The following is a 24,431-nucleotide window of genomic DNA, read 5'->3' on the forward strand; positions in this document are numbered from 1 at the left end:
TGGGCCGGCTTCCGGATTTTCAAAAGTGAGCCGCCGTCAGGGCGGAACCCTAAGCAGCCGCTACCGCAGCAACGGATATGCACACTCCCGCCTGGAAAAAGGCGAGCAGCAAAAAAAACGGCGCTTTTCATTTCTGAAACAAGCACCGTTTTTCCTAAGTGAACAGCATTACGCTGAAGCGGGGCTTTTTGTCAGGCTAATTTACTTGGACGCCTCGACTACACCGGTTTGGCGGCTCTTGAGGTTCTTGGCGGCCTTGTATTGAAGCGCAACGGCAGGAACGCTGGCGCTTTTGCCGGTTTCCACCCAGCTACGGATCCGGCTGGCGTCGGCGAAGTGGGTGTATTTACCGAACGCATCCAGCACCACCAGAGCCATCGGTCGATTGCCCATCTTCGTCACCAGCACCAGGCAGTGGCCGGCCTGATTGGTAAAGCCGGTCTTGGTCAGTTGGATGTCCCAGCCGGCCTTGTGGACCAGGTGGTCGGTGTTGCGAAAACCCAGGCTATAAGCCGGCTTGCGGAAGGTTACGGTCTTTTCCTTGGTGGTACTCAGTTCGCTCAGCAATGGATATTTGCGGGCCGCGATCAGCAGTTTGGTCAGGTCCCTGGCGGTGGAAACGTTATGAATCGACAGGCCTGTGGGCTCGACATAGTGCGTGCTGGTCATGCCCAGCGCCTTTGCCTTGGCGTTCATGGCGGCGATGAACGCGGCGTAACCGCCCGGGTAGTGATGGGCGAGGCTGGCGGCGGCGCGGTTTTCCGACGACATCAGGGCGATCAGCAGTGCGTCACGGCGTGACAGTTCGCTGTTGAGCTTGACCCGGGAAAATACGCCCTTCATCTCCGGTGTATTGGCGATGGTCATGGAGATGTATTCATTCAGATCCTGTCTGGCATCCAGCACGATCAGGCCGGTCATCAGTTTAGTCACCGAAGCAATGGGCACCACCACGTCAGGATTGCTGGCATAAACGACTTTATCCGTCTGCAAGTCCAAGAGTATCGCGCTGCCCGAGGCGACTTGCAGTTTTGAGGTGTCTCGTGGGGTGGCGATGGTTTCCTGCGCGTCGACATTTTGCGTGATAAAGGTACCTGTGAAAGCGATGAACAGGCTGAGGATCGAAAGACGGATTTTCACGCGAGTAGACTCGATAGAGTTGAAGGTGCCGTGCAGCAATGGCTTGTTAAAAAGCGCTGCATTTTATGAGTATGGGCGAGGACAACGCTATATGCCTGTACCGCCGGGGCTTGCGATTAAATAAAGTTTAATGAAGGGCCCAAAAACGCCTGTGGGAGCGAGGCCGCTTGCGATAGCGGTGTGTCAGTCAACATTGATGAGGGCTGATACAGCGCTATCGCGAACAGGCTCGCTCCCACTGGGTTTGGAGCTGGGCTGAAAGGCGTATCAGCTATGCAGCGTCTCCGCCGCATACAAGGTGTTTTCCAGGAGGCAGGCGCGGGTCATCGGGCCTACACCGCCAGGGACCGGGGTGATCCAGCCTGCGCGGGGCAGGGCGGTTTCGTAGATTACGTCGCCAACCAGCTTGCCATCGTCCTGGCGGTTGATACCCACATCGATGACGATGGCGCCCTCCTTGATCCACTCGCCCTTCACCAGGCCAGGCTTGCCGGCGGCAACCACCACCAGGTCGGCGCGACCGACGTGTCCAGCCAGGTCCTTGGTAAAGCGATGGGTCACGGTGACGGTGCAGCCGGCCAGCAGCAGTTCCATGGCCATCGGACGGCCAACGATGTTGGACGCGCCAACAACCACGGCATCGAGGCCGTAAAGGTCCACGCCGGTGCTTTCCAGCAACGTCATGATGCCTTTGGGAGTGCAGGGGCGCAGCAGCGGGATACGCTGGGCCAGGCGGCCGACATTATAAGGATGGAAGCCGTCGACATCTTTGTCCGGGCGGATGCGTTCCAGCAGTTTGGAGGCGTCGAGGTGTTCAGGCAGGGGCAGTTGGAGCAGAACGCCGTCGATGTTCGGGTCGTCGTTCAGGCGATCGATCAGATCGGCCAACGCTTGTTGAGTGGTTTCGGAAGGCAGGTCGTAGGCCTGGGAAAGGAAGCCGACCTCTTCACAGTCTTTACGCTTGTGCGAGACATAAACCTGAGAGGCAGGATCGCTGCCGACCAGGATCACCGCAAGGCCGGGCGTGCGCAGGCCTTGCTGGCGGCGCTCGTTGACTCGTTGGGCGATCTGCTGGCGCAGGCTGGCGGCGATCGATTTGCCGTCGATAAGTTGTGCAGTCATTGCGCGTGGTTAACCATCGAGAGGGGAAAAAAAGAGAACGCATTCTCGCATGCCGAGGCGTGAGGGCAAAGGCGCTTGGTCTGCAAATTCCCCTAACCCCTTTAATTAAATGAATTTTTTTTAAAAAAGAGTTGACGACCTATCAGGCCGTCTATAACATTCGTCGCACTTGTCGGGCACAGCCTAGCACTGGTTAAGAAGGTGGAGCGGAGTGAGTTGTTTTAACTCGGTAACACTGAAAGCACTTAGTTTGTAATCGTCCAAGAATACAGATTAAAAAGGCGCCCGTAGCTCAGCTGGATAGAGCATCCGCCTTCTAAGCGGATGGTCGCAGGTTCGAGTCCTGCCGGGTGCGCCAATTAGGCAGCTTTGGCACAAGTAAGGCAGCAAGGCAATATGGTGGGCGTAGCTCAGTTGGTAGAGCACGGGATTGTGACTCCCGTTGTCGTGGGTTCGATCCCCATCGTCCACCCCATATTCTAGAGAGGCGCCAGATTTAACAATCTGGCGCCTTTGCTTTAAAAGCTTGATACGCGGATGTGGTGGAATTGGTAGACACACTGGATTTAGGTTCCAGCGCCGCAAGGTGTGAGAGTTCGAGTCTCTCCGTCCGCACCATACAAGTCGCTATTTAAATAGCAGAGAACGGCGCAGTACCTGAAGAGGGCTGCGCCGTTTTTGTTTCTACGTTTTTTTTTGTTGTATCGCCAGCCCTGGTTCGGGGGGTGTGTGGGGCGCTTGGGTCATCGCGATTGTGTTTCGTGATGATACGCGGCATGCCCGTCGGTCTCCTCGCGAGACCGGATGCCGGGTGCGCGGGTTTGTCGCTTCTATATATAGAAGCGCTGGCCCAGAGCCTTGCAATGATCAGCTGTATTTGCAAACCGGGCGAGACATGACCGTATGTCCGCCCCTAAATCCGGCGCCAGTTTCCAGCCTTCTTTCAGTAGGGTGACTTCTTGAGTTTGACCTACTAGAATGCATGCCCTTGATTCTGGGGTCGGAAACGCCCGGCCAACGTCTGTGCAACGAGGAATATCCATGCAAGTTTCTGTTGAAAATACTTCTGCTCTTGAGCGCCGCATGAGCATCACCGTGCCGGCTGAGCGCATCGAGACTCAGGTCAACAAGCGTCTGCAGCAGACTGCCCAAAAGGCCAAAATCCCAGGTTTTCGCCCAGGCAAAGTGCCAATGAGCGTGATTCGCCAGCGTTACGAAGCTGATGCGCGTCAGGAAGCCGTGGGCGACGTGATCCAGTCTTCGTTCTACGAAGCGGTCGTCGAGCAGAAGCTGAACCCGGCCGGCGCTCCGTCCGTCGAGCCTAAAGTGCTGGAAAAGGGTAAGGACCTGGAATTCATCGCCACGTTCGAAGTGTTCCCTGAGTTCACGGTTGCCGGTTTCGAGTCCATCTCCGTCGAGCGTCTGAGCGCCGATGTTTCGGATGCCGACCTGGACAAGATGCTGGACATCCTGCGCAAGCAGAATACCCGTTTCGAAGTGGCCGATCGTGCCGCCCAGAACGAAGATCAGCTGAACATCGATTTCGTCGGCAAGGTCGACGGTGAAGTGTTCGCTGGTGGTTCTGCCAAGGCTACTCAGTTGGTGCTGGGCTCCGGCCGCATGATCCCTGGCTTTGAAGATGGCCTGGTTGGCGCCAAGGCCGGTGAAGAGCGCGTTCTGAACCTGACCTTCCCTGAGGATTATCAGAACCTGGACCTGGCTGGTAAAGCCGCCGAGTTCACTGTGACCGTCAACAGCGTTTCCGAGCCAAAACTGCCAGAGTTGAACGAAGAGTTCTTCACTCAGTTCGGCATCAAGGAAACCGGTCTGGAAGGTTTTCGCGCCGAAGTTCGCAAGAACATGGAGCGTGAACTGCGTCAGGCCATCAAGTCCAAGGTCAAGAACCAGGTCATGGACGGTCTGCTGGCCTCCAACCCGATCGAAGTGCCAAAGGCTTTGCTGGACAACGAAGTGAACCGTCTGCGTGTACAGGCTGTTCAACAGTTCGGCGGCAACATCAAGCCGGACCAGCTGCCGGCTGAGCTGTTCGAAGAACAAGCCAAGCGCCGCGTTGTGCTGGGCCTGATCGTTGCTGAAGTGGTCAAGCAGTTCGAACTCAAGCCTGACGAAGCCCGCGTTCGCGAGCTGATCCAGGAAATGGCTTCGGCCTACCAGGAGCCTGAGCAAGTCGTGTCCTGGTACTACAAGAACGACCAACAGCTGAACGAAGTCCGTTCGGTTGTGCTGGAAGAACAAGTTGTGGATACTGTTCTGCAGAAAGCTAGCGTGACCGATAAAGCGGTCTCTTACGAAGAAGCGGTCAAGCCGGTGGAAGCTCCACAAGCCGATTGATTGTTCTGCGGTAAGAAATACACACCCATAAGCCAGCCTTCGCGCTGGCTTATGCGTATTCAAGACATAACTATTTGGGAGTGACTGCGAGACATGTCCCGCAATTCTTTTTATCAGCAGAACTCTGACATCCAGGCCGCAGGCGGCCTGGTCCCGATGGTTATCGAGCAGTCTGCCCGTGGCGAGCGTGCCTATGACATCTATTCGCGTCTGCTCAAGGAACGCGTCATTTTCCTGATCGGTCCCGTTGAAGACTACATGGCCAACCTGGTTGCGGCGCAACTGCTGTTCCTTGAAGCGGAAAACCCGGACAAGGATATCCATCTGTACATCAATTCACCTGGCGGCTCGGTGACGGCAGGTATGTCGATCTACGACACCATGCAGTTCATCAAGCCCGACGTTTCCACCATCTGCATCGGCCAGGCCTGCAGCATGGGCGCATTCCTGCTCGCCGGTGGCGCGGCGGGGAAGCGTCACTGCCTGCCTAATTCGCGCATGATGATTCACCAGCCGTTGGGTGGTTTCCAGGGGCAGGCGTCGGACATCGACATCCATGCCAAGGAAATCCTGCACATTCGTTCGCGCCTGAACTCGTTGCTGGCCCATCACACCGGCCAAAGCCTCGAAACCATCGAGCGTGACACCGAGCGTGACAACTTCATGAGCGCTGAGCGTGCGGCCGAATATGGCCTGATCGACTCTGTGATCAACAAGCGTCAAATGCCTGCCTAAGCCGCTCAAAATGCAGGTGGTTGGGATGACCGGCCGCCTGCGGGCTTGAAAAAGCCCGCAATTGCCTTCATCTTGTGTTGCAAGCCTATCGGATTTGGATCGATCGAATGACTGACACCCGCAACGGCGAGGACAACGGCAAACTGCTTTATTGCTCCTTCTGTGGCAAAAGCCAGCATGAAGTACGCAAATTGATTGCCGGCCCCTCGGTCTTCATTTGCGACGAGTGCGTCGACCTGTGCAATGACATCATCCGCGAGGAGGTGCAGGAAGCCCAGGCCGAAAGCAGCGCGCATAAGTTGCCTTCGCCTAAAGAAATCAGCGGCATCCTTGATCAATATGTCATTGGTCAGGAACGCGCGAAAAAGGTATTGGCCGTAGCGGTGTACAACCACTACAAGCGCCTGAACCAACGTGACAAAAAGAATGACGAGGTCGAACTCGGCAAGAGCAACATCCTGCTGATCGGCCCGACAGGCTCGGGTAAAACCCTGCTTGCTGAAACGCTGGCCCGTTTGCTGAACGTTCCATTCACCATCGCCGACGCAACCACCCTCACTGAGGCGGGTTATGTGGGGGAGGATGTTGAGAACATTATTCAGAAACTGTTGCAGAAGTGTGATTACGATGTGGAAAAGGCCCAGATGGGTATTGTCTACATCGACGAAATCGACAAGATTTCCCGCAAGTCCGACAACCCTTCCATCACCCGGGATGTTTCAGGCGAGGGCGTGCAGCAGGCCTTGCTCAAGTTGATTGAAGGCACGGTCGCTTCCGTTCCGCCTCAGGGTGGTCGCAAGCATCCGCAGCAGGAGTTCCTGCAAGTCGACACGCGTAACATCCTGTTCATCTGCGGCGGCGCATTCTCCGGCCTGGAAAAGGTTATTCAGAACCGTTCCACCCGTGGCGGTATTGGTTTCAATGCCGAAGTGCGCAGCAAGGAAGAGGGTAAGAAGGTCGGTGAATCCCTGCGTGAAGTCGAACCTGATGATCTGGTCAAGTTCGGGCTGATCCCGGAATTCGTGGGTCGCTTGCCGGTCCTGGCTACACTGGACGAGTTGGATGAAGCTGCATTGATGCAGATTCTGACCGAGCCGAAGAATGCCCTGACCAAGCAATATGCCAAGCTGTTCGAGATGGAAGGTGTAGACCTGGAGTTCCGTTCCGACGCGCTGAAATCGGTCGCCAAACGAGCCCTGGAACGTAAAACCGGTGCCCGTGGGTTGCGCTCGATTCTGGAAGGCGTATTGCTCGACACGATGTATGAGATTCCCTCGCAGTCGGAGGTGAGTAAAGTCGTGATCGACGAGAGCGTTATAGAAGGTAAGTCCAAGCCTTTGTATATCTACGAAAACAAAGAGCCGGCTGCCAAGGCCGCGCCGGACGCTTAAGCGTCCCGGTGTCGGAATAAAGAAGGGGCCTTCGGGCCCCTTTGCTTTTTGCGCGTTTTAGACGTGTCTTTGCGCTTGTTTTTTTTCAAGGCTGCCCCCATCTTGGTTTCAAGCTTAATTCCATCTGTTTCCGGCCTTGTGGCCGCCGTAGAGGCGAAATCATGAAGACAACCATCGAATTGCCTCTCCTGCCATTGCGTGATGTCGTGGTGTATCCGCACATGGTTATCCCGCTGTTCGTGGGGCGCGAGAAGTCTATCGAAGCTCTCGAGGCTGCGATGACGGGTGACAAGCAGATTCTTCTGTTGGCGCAGAGAAATCCTGCTGACGATGATCCCGGCGAAGGCGCACTTTATCGCGTGGGCACAATTGCAACGGTTCTGCAGCTGCTCAAGCTGCCCGACGGCACCGTCAAGGTACTGGTCGAAGGCGAGCAGCGGGGCACGGTCGAGCGTTTCAGCGAAGTGGACGGCCATTGCCGGGCCGAAGTGTCGCTGATCGACGAAGTGGACGCGCCTGAGCGCGAGTCTGAAGTGTTTGTCCGCAGTCTTTTGTCGCAGTTCGAACAATACGTGCAGTTGGGCAAGAAGGTGCCTGCTGAGGTCCTGTCGTCGCTTAACAGCATCGACGAACCTGGGCGGCTGGTCGATACGATGGCGGCCCACATGGCCCTCAAGATCGAGCAGAAGCAGGAAATCCTCGAAATCATCGATCTGTCGGCCCGTGTCGAACACGTGCTGGCATTGCTTGATGGCGAAATTGATCTGCTCCAGGTCGAGAAGCGCATTCGTGGCCGCGTCAAGAAACAGATGGAGCGCAGCCAGCGCGAGTACTACCTGAATGAGCAGATGAAGGCCATTCAGAAGGAGCTTGGCGACGGTGACGAAGGGCACAATGAAATCGAAGACCTGAAAAAGCGCATCGATGCTGCCGGTCTGCCCAAGGATGCGCTTGCCAAGGCCCAGGCGGAGTTGAACAAGCTCAAGCAAATGTCGCCGATGTCTGCCGAAGCCACCGTGGTGCGTACCTATATCGACTGGCTGGTCCAGGTGCCTTGGAAAGCCCAGAGCAAGGTGCGTCTGGACCTGGCTCGTGCCGAAGACATTCTCGACGCCGACCATTACGGTCTGGAAGAGGTCAAGGAGCGCATTCTCGAATACCTCGCCGTGCAAAAGCGCGTGAAGAAAATCCGCGGCCCGGTTTTGTGCCTGGTAGGGCCTCCAGGGGTCGGTAAAACATCGCTGGCCGAGTCGATTGCCCACGCGACCAATCGGAAATTCGTGCGCATGGCCCTCGGTGGCGTGCGCGATGAAGCGGAAATTCGTGGTCATCGCCGCACTTACATCGGCTCGATGCCAGGAAGATTGATTCAAAAGATGACGAAGGTCGGCGTGCGCAATCCGCTGTTTCTTTTGGATGAAATCGACAAGATGGGCAGCGATATGCGCGGCGATCCCGCTTCTGCGCTGCTCGAAGTGCTCGATCCGGAGCAGAATCACAATTTCAACGATCACTATCTGGAGGTCGACTACGACCTGTCGGACGTGATGTTCCTCTGCACCTCCAACTCCATGAACATTCCGCCAGCACTGCTGGACCGGATGGAGGTGATCCGTCTGCCGGGTTACACCGAAGACGAGAAGATCAACATCGCCGTCAAATACCTTTCGCCCAAGCAGATCCAGGCCAACGGCCTGAAAAAAGGCGAGCTGGAATTTGACGAGGAAGCGATTCGCGACATTATCCGCTACTACACCCGCGAGGCCGGTGTGCGTGGTCTGGAGCGGCAAATTGCCAAGGTCTGCCGTAAGGCGGTCAAAGAGCATGCGCTGGAAAAACGCTTCGCGGTCAAGGTTACAGCAGACCTGCTGGAGCACTTCCTGGGTGTGCGCAAATTCCGCTACGGCCTCGCCGAGCAGCAGGATCAGATTGGCCAGGTGACCGGCCTTGCGTGGACTCAGGTCGGTGGTGAGTTGCTGACTATTGAAGCAGCCGTGGTGCCGGGCAAGGGTCAACTGATCAAGACCGGTTCGCTGGGCGATGTGATGGTCGAGTCGATCACCGCGGCGCTGACGGTAGTGCGCAGCCGCGCCAGGAGCCTGGGCATTCCCCTGGACTTCCATGAGAAGCGCGACACCCATATCCATATGCCAGAAGGGGCTACGCCCAAGGACGGCCCTAGCGCCGGCGTGGGCATGTGTACGGCCCTGGTCTCTGCGCTGACCGGCATTCCGGTGCGTGCCGATGTCGCCATGACCGGTGAAATCACTCTGCGTGGCCAGGTATTGGCCATTGGCGGCCTGAAGGAAAAACTGCTGGCGGCTCACCGTGGCGGGATCAAGACCGTGATCATTCCTGAAGAGAATGTCCGCGATCTGAAGGAGATTCCTGACAACATTAAGCAGGATCTTCAGATCAAACCGGTTAAATGGATTGACGAGGTCCTGCAAATTGCGCTGCAATACGCGCCGGAGCCCTTGCCGGATGTGGCTCCAGAGATAGTCGCGAAGGACGATAAGCGAGAGTCTGACTCTAAGGAAAGAATTAGCACGCATTAATACGTATTTGCTTGGGGGGCTTCCTTGACAGTTTTTTAGAGCCCTTGTTATAAAGCGGCTCTTAAGTGTCTGTAGGCCATTCAGCACTCGTTTTTGCTTTCACCAAAAAAACTTAGAATCATCTCAAAATAGATATAAGGGGACTTAGAGTGAACAAGTCGGAACTGATTGATGCTATCGCTGCATCCGCTGATATCCCGAAAGCTGCTGCTGGCCGTGCGCTGGACGCTGTGATCGAATCCGTCACTGGCGCTCTCAAGGCCGGCGACTCCGTTGTTCTGGTTGGTTTCGGCACCTTCTCCGTGACCGATCGCCCAGCACGCACAGGCCGCAACCCGCAGACCGGCCAGACGCTGGAAATCCCTGCTGCCAAGAAGCCTGGTTTCAAGGCTGGCAAGGCATTGAAAGAAGCTGTTAACGACTAAGGTTTTACCGAGTTTATCCGGGTCGGGGTCATGCCTGGCTTGGCAGCGGAGCGGTCATACAGCCGGTTTGTAGCCGGTGTGTCACGCCAGGACTCGCGGGTTTGAGTCCGGTCCGCTCCGCCAGTTACGAGAAGGCGCATCCTCGGATGCGCCTTTCTTCTATCCGGATTCTACCCACGCTCCACGGTTGCCTAAATTTGAAGTTCAACCGTTTCTGGGGGACGCATGCTGCAGAATATCAGGGACAATTCACAAGGCTGGATTGCCAAAACCATCATCGGGGTCATCGTCGTATTGATGGCGTTGACCGGTTTCGATGCCATTTTTCAAGCCACCACCAACAGCAATGACGCGGCCAAGGTCAACGGTGAAGAAATCAGCCAGAACGAGCTGAGCCAGGCGGTCGACATGCAACGCCGTCAGCTCATGCAGCAACTGGGTAAGGATTTCGATGCTTCGTTGCTGGACGAAAAGATGCTGCGCGACTCGGCGCTCAAGGGCCTGATCGATCGCAAGCTGTTGCTGCAAGGCGCACAGGATTCGAAATTTGCTTTCTCTGAAGCTGCGTTGGATCAGGTGATCCTGCAAACGCCTGAGTTTCAGGTCGATGGCAAATTCAGCGCCGAGCGTTTCGACCAGGTGATCCGCCAACTGGGTTACAGCCGCATGCAGTTTCGCCAGATGCTGGCTCAGGAAATGCTGATCGGTCAGTTGCGCGCAGGTCTGGCTGGCAGTGGATTCGTCACCGATACCCAGGTGTTGGCCTTTGCCCGTCTGGAAAAACAGACCCGTGATTTCGCCACCTTGAATATCAAGGCCGACCCGTCGGCGGTGAAGCTGACCGACGATGAGGTCAAGGCTTACTACGACAAACACGCCAAGGAGTTCATGACGCCCGATCAGGTGGTCATCGACTACCTTGAGCTGAAGAAGGCCTCCTTCTTCGATCAGGTCAGCGTCAAGGACGAAGATCTGCAAGCGGCCTATCAGAAAGAAATCGCCAACCTGTCCGAACAGCGTCGGGCTGCGCATATCCTGATTGAGGTGAACGACAAGGTCACCGAAGCCCAGGCCAAGGCGAAGATCGAAGAAATCCAGGCTCGCCTGGCCAAGGGCGAATCGTTTGAGGCTTTGGCCAAAGAGTTCTCCCAGGACCCGGGTTCCGCGAATAATGGCGGCGACCTCGGTTATGCCGGTCCGGGCGTCTACGATCCGGAGTTCGAGAAAGCGCTGTATGCCTTGAGCAAGGATCAGGTTTCGGCACCGGTGCGCACCGATTTCGGTTATCACCTGATCAAGCTGCTGGGTGTCGAAGCGCCTGAAGTGCCTACGTTTGCCAGCCTCAAGGACAAGCTTGTCCGCGAGCTGAAAACCCAGCAGGTTGAGCAGCGTTTCGTAGAGGCGACCAAGCAACTGGAGGATGCCTCCTTCGAAGCTTCCGACCTGGCGCAGCCAGCCCAGGACCTGAAATTGACCGTTCACACGTCGGCGCCGTTCGGCCGTGAGGGTGGGGAAGGGATCGCGGCCAACCGCGCGGTGATCACCGCCGCGTTCAGCCCGGAGGTACTGGATGAAGGGGCCAACAGCACCGCCATCGAGCTGGACCCGGAAACCGTCGTGGTGCTGCGTGCCAAAGAACACCGCAAGCCTGAGCAACTGCCGCTGGAAAGCGTGGATGGAGCCATTCGCACTCAACTGGCCAAGGAGCACGCCAGCGCCGCGGCCAAGACCCGGGCCGATGAGCTGATCGCCGGTCTGCGCGACGGTAAGACTGCCTTGGACACACCTGTCGAGGGTCAGAGCTGGAAAGTCATCGAAGCGGCGACCCGCAGCCAGGAAGGTATCGATCCGGCGGTATTGCAGGCGTTGTTCCGGATGCCCAAGCCCGAGTCGAAAGACAAGCCGACGTTCAGCAGTGTGACGTTGCCCGACGGCAGCTTGGTGGTCGTGCGTTTGAATGGTGTAAACGAAGCGGCGGCGCCGACTGACGAGGAGAAGGCTCAGTATCGACGCTATCTCGCCTCTCGTGTCGGCCAGCAGGACTTCGCTGCTTACCGCAAGCAATTGGAAAGTGAGGCGGACATCGAGCGCTTCTAAGTGTCCTGATGGCTTGCCCCAGAACGACCCGGCCGAAAGGCCGGGTTTTTTGTGTCTGTGTGTTGCATCGGGCGCTATCTTCGTCGGGCCATCGAGTTCGCGTCTTTTTCCGGCCTGTAACCCCCAGTAGACTTGTAACCCCTTTGTGACAAGATTAGCCACGCTGCCTCCCAGCGTTCTATTGCACAATACGGCCCGGATCGTTTTCCTCAGGATGTTCAATGTTCAGATCATTTCATATGCGCACCGTCGGGCTCGCACTGGTGCTGGCCGCAGCAGTCGGTTGCTCGTCGAAGAAAACCGCTATTTACGAGCATGAAAACTTCGATGATTCCGGTACGTTCTCGCGCTCCTATTCAGTGAATGATGCAGCGACCTGCGAAGCCGGACGCCGGGCGTTGCTCAGCCAGGGCTACATCATTACCAGCAGCGATCCGAAGCTGGTCAGCGGTCACAAGAGTTTTCAGCAGACCGGCGAAACCCATATGGAGATCAGTTTCAATCTGGTTTGTGCTGAAGACGGTGGTCCCGGGCACCGTGCGACCATGTTTGCCAATGCCTTGCAGGACCGTTATGCACTGAAGAAAACCAACAACTCCGCCAGTCTGGGCGTGGGGGTGCTTGGATCGGTTTCGATGCCGATCGGTTCGTCCGATGATTCGATGGTCAAGGTCGCCAGCGAAACCGTCGCGTCGGCCAAATTCTATGAACGCTTCTTTGCCCTCGTGGAGTTGTTTCTGCCTCCCGAGGCAAAGAAACCCGTGGAAGAAGCCGAAAAACCCCAAGCGGAGCTGGGCGTTCCGGAAACCCGGGTCGAGCCGGCGGCGTTGTCACCGGTTTCTACGCCAGAACCTGCCGCGATGCCCATACCACCTCCTGCTCCGGCTACAGGGCCGGAACCCGCACCCGAAGCTGCTCCAGCGCCTGTCGCGCCGGTAGAGGAGGTCACGCCCGCGCCAGTCGAGAGTTCTCCCGCCGTCTCGGAGCCGGTCGCGCCGCCAGCCGAGCCCGCGCCGATCGCACCCAGTGAGCCTGAATCATCCGAGCCAGCCTCGACGCAAACCATTACACCGCCACCCGCCAGCGCTTTGCCGGCCCCTTCCGAGCCAATCCAGCCGCTTCCCGCTTCCTGATGCTCAGTGGCAAGGGTGGAAATCCCTTGCCACACCTGCGCACAGTAATTTCCCAACGCTGTGCTACGTTTAATTCATGAAGCTTTTACTTCATGTTTTGTTCATAAAGCGGCTTTATGCTGATACCAGCGCCATCAGGCATCGGTTTCAACGTTATGGGAAGGATTCAAGATGGATGATTATCAGGAAGAGCTGCTGGAATATCAGGCGTACGAACTCGATCCCTTGGAACCCGCCGAGGATGCGACGGAGTTGTAGCTTGTAGCTTAAGTGCTTCTACGACTGCGCCGAAACTCTCCAGGGGTCTGGTTGTTCCAGCGCTTGAAGGCGCGTTGAAATGCCTCGGCTGAGGCGAACCCCAGCAAGTAAGCGATTTCGCCGAATGCCAGTTCAGTGTCGCGAATGTAGGTCATGGCCAGGTCGCGGCGGGTGTCGTTGAGGATTGCGCGAAATTGCGTGCCTTCTTCGGCCAGTTTGCGACGCAGTGTCCAGGTTGGCAGCTTCAGACGCGCCGCCACTTCTTCCAGGTCGGGTTCCCGGCCACCGTTGAGCAACGGCCCCAGCAGCTGGATGATGCGCTCGCGCAGGCTGCGGGTGCGGGTCAATTGCTCCAGTTCCCGTTCACACAGCTGAATCAGATGTCGCCAGGTGCCGGGGCAATGCTGGGGGTTGCGTTGGGCGAGACTGTCCAGCCCCAGGCGCAGCTGATTGTGTTCGGCTCCGAACTGGATCGGGCAGTCACCGACCGCGCGATAGGCTTCCAGGTATGCCGGTTCTTCGAACTCGATTTCTATTCGTTCAGCCCTCAACGCGACACCACTGACGCAGGACAACTGCGCAAGCCAGCCGGCGATGATCGAATCCACGACGAAGCGGTTGTAGGCGTTGTAGGGGCTGATGGAATAGAACCGCAGCCACGCGCCTCGGGCGTCCTCATGAAAACTCGACTGACCGCGATAGTTGGAGCCGTACAGCGGCTCAAAGCGGATCATGCACCGCGCGGCTTCGCGCACCGTCGGCGCTTGGGCTGCAGTCACGCCCGCCAGCCCGGCCTGGCTCAAGCGACTAAGTTGGCCCATGCGCAAACCCAAGGCAGGGTCCTGGGTCTGTTGGATGGCCGCGTGCCCCAGGCGCATGTAGCGCGGGATCGACAGACGGGCCCCGGGCTCGGCCAGGCGTGCGGCATCCAGACCGTATTGTTCGAGCAACGGCTGGGGATCTTGCCCATGGCTGGCCACCGCATCGGCCAGACTATGGACGAAGCTTACGGACAGGTCTCCCAGCCGCATCGGTTGCGGTTTCATGGTGTTACAGCCATAGATTCAGCAGGCGGGCGCCACGGGCTTCGCCGTCGGAGAAATGCTCACCGTTATGACTGATGAAGCTGCGCCCGGCGCTGCCGCTGTCCCAGAACTGACCTCGCAGGAACACACTGACGCCGCCCCTGGCCTGGCTGCTGGGCGGTTGACTGGTCAGTGTCAGGCGATGCCAGGCCTGGCCTTCACTCACTTCCCCAGGCTTGAGGCTGACTTCGCTCGGCGTGGGCAGCCCTTTATAGCCACTCCAGGGCTTGTCCCAAGCATCGCGACCGTTGACGAACGCAGGCACCGCGACCAGTTGCGCACCTTGTTCATTAAGCTGCCGATAGTGGAGCGGGTACCAACTGTCGCTGCCGATCAGCACGCCCAGGCGACCGGCAGGGGTGTCGACGACGCTGATGGTGTCCGGATGGTCTGGTCCAAGCACGCCCTGTTGCTCGAACACTGGATGCTGTTGGCGCTGTGGCTGGCCCAGCGGCCGACCGTCGCTGCCGAATACCAGGCTACTGTTGTACAGCGCGCCGCGGCCCGCCTTCAGTTCGCCATCGCTGACACTTGGCTCGGGCAGCACGATGGAGCCGGCCACCAGGGTCACGCCGAACTCCTTGGCGAGCCCGCCGAACAGTGCCTGGTAGTCACGGGCCATGGTGTCGGCTTTCATGCGCAGGTAAGCATCGTCCAGTCGGCTGTCACCTTGTGCGCTGAGCAGCGCACGGATGAACGCCAGCGGGTTGCTGACCGCCAGCCAATTCATGGCTTCCTTCAACGTGGCGGCCTGATACAACTCGTCTTTTTCACCGCTGACCATCAGCCAGGTGCCAATGTGCTCGGGCAACACCACGACGGTTTTATCATTGAGCAAACCCTGGTCACGAGCGGCCTGCAGGTAGGCCGCGAGTTTGCGATGCAGGCGTTCGGGGTTCTGGTAGTCGGTGGGGAACAGTTCAGGCTGGATGCCCAGCAAGTTGCCTCGATCGGCGGGGGTGCCCTGGTCAACCGCCAGATGGATGCGAAGGTCTGACAGGTAATGACCCGCCGGACGATCCACCGTCCACAATGCGTAGGTGATCAGGGCGGCAATCAAGGCCAGTGACAACAGTAGGTACAGAAGTTTGCGCATGGGGAACAGTCAGCGGCCGTGTGCGGATTCATTGACTAGGGTAGGGCCCGCGATGGGGTGTTGCCAAGGGGCGTTGCGCATTTGGATCATTAAGTTGTCAGTTACGGCCATTGAGCACGCACCTCTCGGCTCTTAGGCTGTTTGGCATGACTGATGGAAGCCGCAGAGCCTCCACATTTTTCCGTGATCGCCCGTTGTGGAGTTATCGATGACCGCCCCTCATTACCCGCACCTGCTGGCCCCGCTGGACCTGGGTTTTACCACGTTGCGCAACCGCACCCTGATGGGGTCGATGCACACAGGCCTTGAAGAAAAACCCGGTGGTTTCGAGCGCATGGCGGCGTATTTTGCCGAGCGTGCGCGTGGCGGCGTGGGGCTGATGGTCACCGGCGGAATCGGGCCGAACGACGAGGGCGGCGTGTACTCCGGCGCGGCCAAGCTGACTACCGAGGAAGAAGCCCTCAAACACCAGATTGTTACCCGTGCCGTACATGAGGCCGGCGGCAAGATCTGCATGCAGATTCTCCACGCCGGACGCTACGCCTACAGCCCCAAGCAGGTGGCGCCGAGCGCGATCCAGGCGCCGATCAACCCGTTCAAGCCCAAGGAGCTGGACGAGGAGGGTATCGAGAAACAGATCAGCGATTTTGTTACTTGCTCGGTCCTGGCGCAAAAAGCCGAGTACGACGGTGTCGAGATCATGGGCTCGGAAGGTTATTTCATTAACCAGTTCCTGGCGGCCCATACCAACCACCGCACCGATCGCTGGGGCGGCAGCTACGAGAATCGCATGCGCCTGCCGGTGGAAATCGTGCGTCGGGTGCGTGAGGCGGTCGGCCCCAACTTCATCATTATCTTTCGCCTGTCGATGCTCGACCTGGTGGAAGGCGGCAGCAGCTGGGACGAAATCGTTCAATTGGCCAAAGCCATCGAGCAGGCCGGGGCGACGATCATAAATACCGGTATCGGCTGGCACGAGGCGCGGATTCCTACCATCGCCACCAAGGTTCCGCGGGCGGCGTTCAGCAAGGTCACCGCCAAACTGCGCGGTTCGGTGAGTATTCCTCTGATCACCACCAACCGCATCAACACCCCGGAAGTGGCCGAGCAGATCCTGGCCGAAGGTGATGCCGACATGGTGTCCATGGCGCGGCCGTTCCTGGCCGATCCGGAGTTCGTCAACAAGGCCGCCGCCGGGCGCGCGGATGAAATCAACACCTGCATCGGCTGCAACCAGGCCTGCCTCGACCATACCTTCGGCGGCAAACTCACCAGTTGCCTGGTGAATCCACGGGCGTGCCATGAAACCGAACTCAATTACTTGCCGGTCACCCAGGTGAAAAAGATCGCTGTGGTCGGTGCCGGCCCGGCCGGATTGTCCGCAGCCAGCGTGGCGGCCGAACGGGGGCATCAGGTGACGCTGTTCGATTCGGCCGGCGAGATTGGCGGCCAGTTCAACATCGCCAAGCGGGTGCCAGGCAAGGAAGAATTCTTCGAAACCCTGCGCTATTTCAAGCGCAAACTGCAGACCAGCAACGTCGAGCTGTGCCTCAACACACGGGTGGATGTGGCGCAATTGGTGGCCGGTGGTTTCGACGAGATCATCCTGGCCACCGGTATTGCCCCGCGAGTGCCGGCGATCCCGGGTGTGGAGCATGCCAAGGTGCTGAGCTACCTGGACGTGATCCTGGAGCGCAAGCCGGTGGGCCGCAGTGTCGCGGTGATCGGCGCCGGTGGTATCGGCTTCGACGTGTCGGAGTTCCTGGTCCATCAGGGGGTTGCCACCAGCCAGGACCGTGAAGCGTTCTGGAAAGAATGGGGGATCGATACCCGGCTCCAGGCTCGCGGCGGGGTAGCCGGGATCAAGGCCGAGCCCCATGCCCCGGCGCGCCAGGTGTTCCTGCTGCAGCGCAAGAAGTCCAAGGTGGGCGACGGCCTGGGCAAGACCACCGGCTGGATTCACCGCACGGGACTGAAGAACAAGCAGGTGCAAATGCTCAACAGCGTCGAGTACCTGAAAATCGACGACGATGGCTTGCACATTCGTATCGGTGAGGCCGGCGAGCCGCAACTGCTGGCCGTGGACAACATTGTGATCTGCGCCGGCCAGGATCCGTTGCGCGAGTTGCAGCAAGGCCTGGAAGCGGCGGGGCAAACTGTCCACCTCATCGGCGGTGCCGACGTGGCGGCGGAGCTGGATGCCAAGCGGGCAATCAATCAGGGGTCGCGATTGGCGGCGCAGTTGTAAGAAACCGAATCTGCGCGCCTGGATCCACTGTGGAAGCGAGCCTGCTCGCGATAGCGATGAGTCAGTTGCATGAGTGTTTACTGACCCACCGCTATCGCGAGCAGGCTCGCTCCCACAAGGGGTTGCAATGAACACAGACACTGAGGTCATCCGCGACCGAGCTGTTAAGCTTGCGGCTCGTCTCGATTCGGCCTGCTGCAATGTTGCTTTCCTGCCTCGACTGGCACCCCCAGCCCCGCCTGGAACCCCTTCACCTGGACTGGCTCACCCGTGCCGGAGTTGAAGTGGCGGTGTTGCGTCTGGACCAGATTGACCCCCTGATCAGCGGCAACAAGTGGTTCAAGCTGGTTCACCATGTGCGCGCTGCTCATGAGGCCGGTGCCAAGGGGGTCATGAGCCTGGGCGGTGCCTACTCCAACCATCTGCATGCGCTGGCCGCTGCGGGCAAGCGCTTCGGGTTTCCAACGGTCGGGCTGCTGCGCGGCCATCCCCAGGAAACGCCGACGGTCCTCGACTTGAAAGCGTTCGACATGAATCTGCACTGGTTGGGTTATGGCGGATACCGAGGGCGGCACGCCGCGGATTTCTGGCTGCCCTGGCAGGCGCAATATCCGCATTTGCACCCGGTGCCCGAGGGCGGTTCAGGATTGCCCGGTGCCCAAGGCTGCATGGCTTGGGTGACCAGTGCCGGTGAGCAATTGGCGGCGTTGGGGTGGGCGGATTATCACGGTTGGTGGCTGGCCTGTGGTACCGGAACCTCACTGGCAGGCCTGGTGCTGGCCGAAGCGGGGCAGCGTGCGGTCTACGGTGTATTGGCCGTACCTCAGGACCACGGCGTGGCGCAGCAGGTCGAGAGCATTGTGGGGCAAGCCGGCCTTGGCAATGCGCGTTATGAGTTGTTCGACGGCAGCCGTGGCGGCTTCGCCCGGGTCGACGCGGAGCTCGTTGCCTTCATCCAGGCCACCGCCGCCATCGAACTGGAGCCGTTGTACACCGGCAAGGCGTTGATGTTGCTCAAGGCTCGGGTCGAAGCCGGACAGTTTGCCCGCGGCACCCGCTTGATTTTCGTGCACACCGGCGGCTTGCAAGGCCGCCGAGGATTTGAATAACCGGCGTCAGCCGCGTTTGGGCATCATCCGCAGCAGGGTGTTATCGCGCACGATGTAGTGGTGGTACAGCCCTGCCAGGGCATGCAGGCCAATCAGCCAGTAGCCGATAGTGCCCCCCAATTCATGCCAGCCCTTCAGTTGTTTGGCAAAGTCTTTGTCCTGATCGATCAGCAGTGGCAAGTCGAAACCATAGAACATCACCTGATGCCCTCCGGCACTGGTGGTCAGCCAACCCAGCACTGGCATGGCGATCATGAATAGGTACAACGCCCAGTGCATCAGGTGTGCAAGGAAGGTCTGCCAGGCAGGCGAGGCGGGAAAAATGGCCGGAGCCTTCCCCCTGCTGCGGGCGAACAGGCGTAGCCAGACCAGCACGAACACCGTCAGGCCGAGCATGAAGTGCGCTTCCTTGATCAGGGTTCGGCCGTCACTGTCCTTGGGGAATATCCCTCGCAGTTCGATGCAGGCATAAACCACGGCCAGCAGAATCAGCATCAGCCAGTGCAAGGCGACCGTGACGGTGCTATAGCGGTTTTCCGAGCTTTTCCAGGGCATGCAGGTATCTCCAGTCATCAGGTAAAGCACCGTCTTGAGCGGCGTTGTGCTTTTTACTGTAAGCCCCTTTCGCTGGGTTTGCTTGAGCCAGATCACATTTGCCAGCATGAAATCCCGGTCAAAGCATTCACATGACGGCGGCTGTTGCGCAGCCGTGCGGGACCAAGCAGAGATGTCAGGGCGTCAGGTCTGGCGGGTTCAGGAGCCAATCCAATAGAGGTCTCGCATCATTGTGGTCCTGCACCGGTTTCGGCGGCGTAGGAGATTGTCCTCCGCCGGTATCGACTCCCCCCAGGCACAGCACCGGCCGATCGGGGTCGCCGTCGAGAAAACTCACCAGCACTTCGCTGCCGGCCATCAAGGCTGGGCCGTCGTTCAGCGTCAGTCGCGACACCGGCAGCGTGATGCCTTCGTTATCCGGCGTCCACAGGCTGACGGTGACATGGCCGCGCTCATCGCGGCTGGCCGGCTGACCGGCTGGGCCGAGCACATGAGCCAGGTGGTAGCCGGGGATGCATGGCTTGGGGTGCTTGAGGGCCGGCCTGAAGACGGTGGACCATGGAATGGCCGAGAACCGGTTACGGTAGTCCCGAGTTGCCGGTGTGCGCGGCAGGTTCGTTTCAAGGATGGAAAACTGCCGCCCGCGGTGCTGGATTTCGGTGATCAGCCATTGGTCGTTGAAGTTGGAGACCGGATGTTCACAGATCTGCACGATATGGCCACTGCGCAGGACCGGGTGGGTGCTGTGGCCTTGGATTTCCCGCTGTCGACAGCGCAGCCGCTCAAGTTTCCGGCGGCCGGCCTGATAACGATGAGCCAGCGCCGGATTGCCCCGTATCGCCTCATGGTTTTCACCTTCGAAGGCGTGGTTCGCGGCGCTGTCACCGGCCTGGGTTATCTCGCGATCACTGCACCCGAGCGGCAGGCCGGGCGCCAGTGAGTGGTGACGCTGGAACAACTGCTTGATGGCCGGCTGCTGGCCGGCATCGGGGCGCAGGGGCAGTTCGACCGGACGCGCGCAGAAGCTTTTCGGGTCTTCGGCGAACACCAGGACATGATCATGAGGTGTGTGTTCGAAGTGGTAATGAATGCCTTCTTCTTCGCACAACCGGTGTAGCAACTCCAGGTCGCTCTCATCGTACTGGATACAGAACGGGCGGCTGGGGTACTGCCCATGGGGCAGATCGAAGCGGTAACTATGGGCAGGTAACGCGTGGTCTTCCAACAGGCGATGCAGTATCTGTACGACGCTGAGCCGATAGAAAACCCGCCGCCGCGGGCCCTGTTCCAGGCGCTGGAGGTAAGGAACCAGCGTCAAGCGATAGCCGATGCGATGCGATGCCTGAGAAGTCAGGCCGACGCTTTGCACAATGGCATGCACGCCGGATTCGCCATCCAGTCGCAGGAAGGCTGGCTGGCCCAACAGAGTGTCGGGATTGATCGGCGGCGCCAGGCCAATCAATTCAAGGTCGAAGCGATACGGCTGGTTAAGGGCTTCGCGACCGTTGAACCTCAGTACTTGCAGGCGCAAGTTGCTTTGCGTGAGTGTCAGGCTGAAGGGACTTTCCGTGTCGTTGCGCATCGCCGTTCTTACTTGCTGGGGGAGAAGGTCATGAGAGTACGGAACCACGGGATGAAAGGGGGCGGCGAATCGTTTTTTCAGAAACTCCCTACAACACGCTGGGGAAATGTTGATTCATCAGGGACGATTTTTTGGTCGATCAGCCGGTTTAGGCCGTATAAACTTGCGCCACAGCGCCGGCCAGCAGATGTCTCGGCGCGACAGACAAGAGAGTGAGTAATGGGCGCACAGTGGAAGGTTAAACACAAAGAAGCGGCTGCCAATGCCAAGGGCAAGATATTCGGCAAACTGGTAAAGGAAATCACCATTGCCGCGCGCAACGGCGCTGACACCGCCACCAATGCACACCTGCGGCTGGTGGTCGAACAGGCGAAGAAGGCCTCGATGCCCCGCGAAACCCTGGAGCGCGCAATCAAGAAAGGTTCCGGCCAACTCGGCGAAACCGTGCAATACCACCGTGTAACCTACGAAGGGTTCGCACCGCATCAGGTGCCGCTGATCGTCGAATGCGTGACCGATAACATCAACCGCACCGTTGCCGAGATTCGCGTCGCGTTCCGCAAGGGCCAGTTGGGCGCCTCGGGTTCGGTCGCGTGGGACTTCAACCATGTCGGCATGATCGAGGCCTCCCCGGACAGCCCGGACGCCGATCCGGAAATGGCCGCTATCGAGGCCGGTGCCCAGGATTTCGAGCCGGGCGAAGACGGCGCGACGCTGTTTCTCACAGATCCCTCCGACCTTGATGCGGTGCAGAAGGCGCTGCCGGAGCAAGGTTTCACCGTGCTGTCCGCCAAGCTCGGCTACCAGCCGAAAAACCCGGTCAGTGGCCTGACGGACGAGCAGATGGCCGAAGTCGAGGCGTTCCTTGAGGGCCTGGACAATCACGACGACGTGCAGGACATGTTTGTCGGGTTGGCCGGTTAAGCGAAGACCTGCAACCCCCTGTGGCGAGGGAGCTTGCTCCCTCGCGGCGGCGTAGGAGCTGTCGAGCGAAGCGAGGCTGCGATCTTTCCACGGTCAGTGTTTCAACTCGCCCAGCAAGGTTTCAATCTCCTCAAACCCCGGCCGCGCCAGCACTTCTGGCTGACAGCAGCGCGCCTGCAAATCCTGCAGCTGTGCCATATCCTCGGCATCGAGTTCCCGATCGATGCGCGCCAGCAGTTCCCCCAGCAGAATCCCGAACGCCCGTACTTCGATGCGTTGTAACGCACGGGTTTGCACGGTCTCGGTGGCGGCGTGGAAAGACGCTGCGCCAAAGTCGCCCAACAGGCAATCGCCTTGCTCATTGCACAGAATATTGTGCCCGTACAAATCACCGTGGGTGATGCCCTGGCGGTGCAGGTGTGCCGCCACCGAGGCGATGCCCTGGGCGATGCGCAAGGCAACGGGAGCGCTTAAACGCAGTGCATCGGCATACACGTCGCGGGTGCAGGACTCCAGGCTCGGCAGCCCCGCCAGGTTGCGGTAGCTGGGCGCGATCAACGCCATTACCAATCCGGCCTGTTGCTCGGGGTGCCCGGTGATCTGGCCCAGCACGTCAATCAGGTTCGGGTGCCGACCTGCGGTGATGCAGGCATGCATTTCATGCAACGGAGAGCCGTCGCTGGTCATCTGGCCTTTGTACAGCTTGAGCGCAACGTTTCGCGCGACCTGGCCCGGTGGTTGCCATCGCGCCTGATGAATCACCCCCGAAGCGCCTTCGCCTAACTGTTGGTGCACGTTCAGTTGCGACCAGTCGATGGACGTCGTCCCGGCCAGGACGTCGGCATTGGCCTGGGTTTCCAACGGATTGCCGGCATAGGCCAGCCAGCTCAGGCTTGGCAACTCCAGCAACCATTGCGGCAGCTCGGTCAGTTGGTTGGCGGCGATGCGCAGCAGTTCAAGACGATGGCACTGGCCCAGGCTCGTGGGTAACTGCTGCAATCGGTTGCCGGCCAGCATCAGTTTTTGCAAGTACGGGCGTTGGCCCAGCTCTTGTGGTAACTGACTGACGCAGTTGTCCGTCAGGATTAGCCAGCGCAGCAGCGGGGGCAGGGCAGCGCCCGTCACACGTTCGATGCGGTTGGCCTTGAAGCCGACCATGGTCAATGCCGCGCAACGGCCCAGGCATTCGGGCAATTCAATGAAGCGGTTGTCCGAGCAGAACAACACTCGCAGGTGGGTCAGCTGATGCAGATCATCGGGCAGCGCAGCCAACTGGTTGCCGCTGAGATTGAGGACTTCGAGCGAGTCGGCCAGGTCGAAAATCTCCCGGGGGAACTGCGTCAGGCCGCAGGACAGATCCAGCCGTTTGATGCCTGACAGATGGCCGGCGCGCAGTTGGGCGAGGGTGTGCATGAGAGGTTCGCTGCTGATCAAGGGGCGGGCATAAAGCCCGAAGCCCCACAGTTAACCAATAATCAGCCCAACACAAAACCCTGTGGCGAGGGATTTATCTGTGGGAGCAAGGCAAGCCTTGCTCCCACAAATGTGTCTAACGCTCGACGCTGCGGTTCCATCGCGCGTTCCAGGCCGGGCGTTGCTCGTTGACCTGGTCCCAATCCACCGCAATCGCCGTTTCCAGGTACTGCTTCATCGCCTCTACCTGGCCGCGGGTTTTGTCGGTGGTCGGTGTAGTGGGGTTGGACGGGATCTGGTCGCCTTCTTCAAGGGCGATGGCCTGGGCCTCGGGCGTCAGCAGGAAGGCGGCGAGCTTTTGCGCCAGTTCAGGCTGGGTGTTCTGGGCGATGGCGCATTCAGCGACGTTGAGCACCACCGCGCCTTCCTTGGGTTGCGCATACTCGACCGGCATGCCCTTGAGTTTGAGCGCGGTCACTTGGGTAGGCGTCAACGGGAACAGCGCGGCTTCGTCGGTCTGCAGCATTTCGGAGATCTTTGCCGAGCTGGGGATATATTCCAGCACGTTGCGTCCGACGGTGTTTGGCCAGGCCTTGAAACCCGGTTCGACGTCGGCTTCGCTGCCGCCCTGGATCCGGTTGAACATCAAAAAGCCGTGCAGGCCGAAGGTCGAGGAGGCCAGCGACTGGAACACCAGTTTGTCCTTGAAGCGCGGATCGGCCATGTCCATCCAGGAGGTGGGCGCGCTCCAGCCATTGTCCTTGAACAACCGTGTGTTGTAGGCAAGTCCCGTGACACCGAGGCTGACGGCCACGGCTTGATCCTTGATGCGGCCCTTGACCGGAATCTGGGCCAGGGGCGGACTGTCCTCAAGCTTGTCGCACAGCCCCATGGCAATGGCGCGGTACATGATGCCGTCATCGAGGAACATCACGTGCATTTGCGGGTTGCCTTTACTGGCCTGGACTTTCGCCAGTATGTCGGCGGAGGTGCCGGGCACGATCACCACTTTGACGTTGTTGGCTTTTTCGAAGGCCGGCAAGACCTTGTCGGCGTAAAGCCGCTCCATGGTCCCGCCGTTCATCCCCAGGTAAAGCGTCGGCTCGGCCAGCGCCTGGGTGACCGGGAGCAGGGCGCCCAGGCAGGAGAAGCCCAACGAGCAGAAACCGAACAGTGCAGTGCGTTTGACGTTATTCATTGGCGCGACC

Annotated in this window: 18 protein-coding genes, 3 tRNA genes and 1 pseudogene; 14 read left to right on the forward strand and 8 right to left on the reverse strand. The window is 59.0% G+C overall.

Annotated features, from left to right (window positions below; all coding sequences use genetic code 11):
• A partial coding sequence (locus tag MA884_RS24670; protein WP_256232962.1) for a hypothetical protein occupies positions 1-265 on the forward strand: 265 nt, incomplete at its 5' end.
• Here MA884_RS24670 and pbpG read toward each other — a convergent pair.
• Both pbpG and folD read right to left on the reverse strand, forming a co-directional pair.
• Positions 202-1,140 carry a D-alanyl-D-alanine endopeptidase gene (pbpG, locus tag MA884_RS24675; RefSeq protein WP_256232963.1) on the reverse strand — a complete coding sequence of 313 codons (939 nt, stop codon included), beginning with the start codon at positions 1,138-1,140 and terminating at the stop codon, positions 202-204. The genes MA884_RS24670 and pbpG overlap by 64 nt on opposite strands.
• A 267-nt stretch (positions 1,141-1,407) precedes the next feature.
• On the reverse strand, positions 1,408-2,262 hold the full coding sequence (folD, locus tag MA884_RS24680) for a bifunctional methylenetetrahydrofolate dehydrogenase/methenyltetrahydrofolate cyclohydrolase FolD (protein ID WP_256232964.1): 855 nt from the start codon (positions 2,260-2,262) through the stop codon (positions 1,408-1,410).
• 281 nt (positions 2,263-2,543) lie between these two features.
• On the opposite strand from folD, the gene MA884_RS24685 reads away from it, so the two are divergent.
• The 10 genes from MA884_RS24685 to MA884_RS24730 all read left to right on the forward strand — a co-directional run bounded on the left by MA884_RS24685 (position 2,544) and on the right by MA884_RS24730 (position 12,953).
• Positions 2,544-2,620 (forward strand) — tRNA-Arg (locus MA884_RS24685).
• Positions 2,621-2,661: 41 nt separating this feature from the next.
• Positions 2,662-2,737, forward strand: a tRNA-His gene (locus MA884_RS24690).
• A 58-nt stretch (positions 2,738-2,795) separates the two neighbouring features.
• Positions 2,796-2,880 (forward strand) — tRNA-Leu (locus tag MA884_RS24695).
• Positions 2,881-3,303: 423 nt separating this feature from the next.
• Positions 3,304-4,614: a trigger factor gene (tig, locus tag MA884_RS24700; protein WP_256232965.1), complete on the forward strand. Its 1,311-nt coding sequence runs from the start codon at positions 3,304-3,306 to the stop codon at positions 4,612-4,614.
• Between the two features lie 93 nt (positions 4,615-4,707).
• Entirely contained in the window at positions 4,708-5,349 is a 642-nt protein-coding gene (gene clpP / locus MA884_RS24705) for an ATP-dependent Clp endopeptidase proteolytic subunit ClpP (RefSeq protein WP_256232966.1), read from the forward strand.
• A 107-nt stretch (positions 5,350-5,456) separates the two neighbouring features.
• The gene (gene clpX / locus MA884_RS24710) at positions 5,457-6,740 is read left to right on the forward strand and encodes an ATP-dependent Clp protease ATP-binding subunit ClpX (protein WP_047228498.1); all 1,284 of its coding nucleotides are present in this window, start codon (positions 5,457-5,459) and stop codon (positions 6,738-6,740) included.
• Positions 6,741-6,901: 161 nt separating this feature from the next.
• Positions 6,902-9,298, forward strand: a complete 2,397-nt coding sequence (gene lon, locus MA884_RS24715; protein ID WP_256232967.1) for an endopeptidase La — start codon at positions 6,902-6,904, stop codon at positions 9,296-9,298.
• Positions 9,299-9,447: 149 nt separating this feature from the next.
• Positions 9,448-9,723 carry an HU family DNA-binding protein gene (locus tag MA884_RS24720; RefSeq protein ID WP_047228496.1) on the forward strand — a complete coding sequence of 92 codons (276 nt, stop codon included), beginning with the start codon at positions 9,448-9,450 and terminating at the stop codon, positions 9,721-9,723.
• A gap of 225 nt (positions 9,724-9,948) precedes the next feature.
• Positions 9,949-11,820, forward strand: coding sequence for a SurA N-terminal domain-containing protein (locus MA884_RS24725; RefSeq protein ID WP_256232968.1), 1,872 nt, complete (start codon positions 9,949-9,951; stop codon positions 11,818-11,820).
• 221 nt (positions 11,821-12,041) lie between these two features.
• Positions 12,042-12,953 (forward strand): DUF2242 domain-containing protein, encoded by a 912-nt coding sequence (locus tag MA884_RS24730; protein WP_256232969.1) that lies wholly within the window; start codon positions 12,042-12,044, stop codon positions 12,951-12,953.
• A gap of 269 nt (positions 12,954-13,222) precedes the next feature.
• Here the strand turns inward: MA884_RS24730 and MA884_RS24735 are convergent.
• Both MA884_RS24735 and MA884_RS24740 read right to left on the reverse strand, forming a co-directional pair.
• Positions 13,223-14,257, reverse strand: a pseudogene (locus MA884_RS24735) (AraC family transcriptional regulator); the annotation flags it as partial.
• 4 nt (positions 14,258-14,261) lie between these two features.
• Positions 14,262-15,392 (reverse strand): carbon-nitrogen hydrolase family protein, encoded by a 1,131-nt coding sequence (locus MA884_RS24740; RefSeq protein WP_256232971.1) that lies wholly within the window; start codon positions 15,390-15,392, stop codon positions 14,262-14,264.
• Positions 15,393-15,600: 208 nt separating this feature from the next.
• Between MA884_RS24740 and MA884_RS24745 the strand changes: the two genes are divergently transcribed.
• The gene (locus MA884_RS24745; RefSeq protein WP_256232972.1) at positions 15,601-17,640 is read left to right on the forward strand and encodes an FAD-dependent oxidoreductase; all 2,040 of its coding nucleotides are present in this window, start codon (positions 15,601-15,603) and stop codon (positions 17,638-17,640) included.
• A 200-nt stretch (positions 17,641-17,840) separates the two neighbouring features.
• Entirely contained in the window at positions 17,841-18,749 is a 909-nt protein-coding gene (locus MA884_RS24750; RefSeq protein ID WP_256232973.1) for a 1-aminocyclopropane-1-carboxylate deaminase/D-cysteine desulfhydrase, read from the forward strand.
• A 6-nt stretch (positions 18,750-18,755) separates the two neighbouring features.
• On the opposite strand, the gene MA884_RS24755 is transcribed toward MA884_RS24750, so the two are convergent.
• Positions 18,756-19,304 carry a cytochrome b gene (locus MA884_RS24755; RefSeq protein ID WP_256232974.1) on the reverse strand — a complete coding sequence of 183 codons (549 nt, stop codon included), beginning with the start codon at positions 19,302-19,304 and terminating at the stop codon, positions 18,756-18,758.
• Between the two features lie 175 nt (positions 19,305-19,479).
• Positions 19,480-20,886, reverse strand: a complete 1,407-nt coding sequence (locus MA884_RS24760; protein ID WP_256232975.1) for a type VI secretion system Vgr family protein — start codon at positions 20,884-20,886, stop codon at positions 19,480-19,482.
• Between the two features lie 219 nt (positions 20,887-21,105).
• On the opposite strand from MA884_RS24760, the gene MA884_RS24765 reads away from it, so the two are divergent.
• A complete protein-coding gene (locus MA884_RS24765) occupies positions 21,106-21,810 on the forward strand; it encodes a YebC/PmpR family DNA-binding transcriptional regulator (protein WP_092400591.1) in 705 nt (234 codons plus the stop codon).
• A gap of 93 nt (positions 21,811-21,903) precedes the next feature.
• On the opposite strand, the gene MA884_RS24770 is transcribed toward MA884_RS24765, so the two are convergent.
• Together MA884_RS24770 and MA884_RS24775 are read right to left on the reverse strand one after the other, a co-directional pair.
• Positions 21,904-23,223, reverse strand: a complete 1,320-nt coding sequence (locus MA884_RS24770) for a leucine-rich repeat-containing protein kinase family protein (protein WP_256232976.1) — start codon at positions 23,221-23,223, stop codon at positions 21,904-21,906.
• Positions 23,224-23,359: 136 nt separating this feature from the next.
• Positions 23,360-24,421 carry an ABC transporter substrate-binding protein gene (locus MA884_RS24775; protein WP_256232977.1) on the reverse strand — a complete coding sequence of 354 codons (1,062 nt, stop codon included), beginning with the start codon at positions 24,419-24,421 and terminating at the stop codon, positions 23,360-23,362.
• Between the last annotated feature and the right edge of the window lie 10 nt (positions 24,422-24,431).

Origin of the sequence: Pseudomonas sp. Q11 (assembly GCF_024494355.1) — a bacterium.
GTDB classification, from domain to species: Bacteria; Pseudomonadota; Gammaproteobacteria; order Pseudomonadales; family Pseudomonadaceae; genus Aquipseudomonas; species Aquipseudomonas hefeiensis.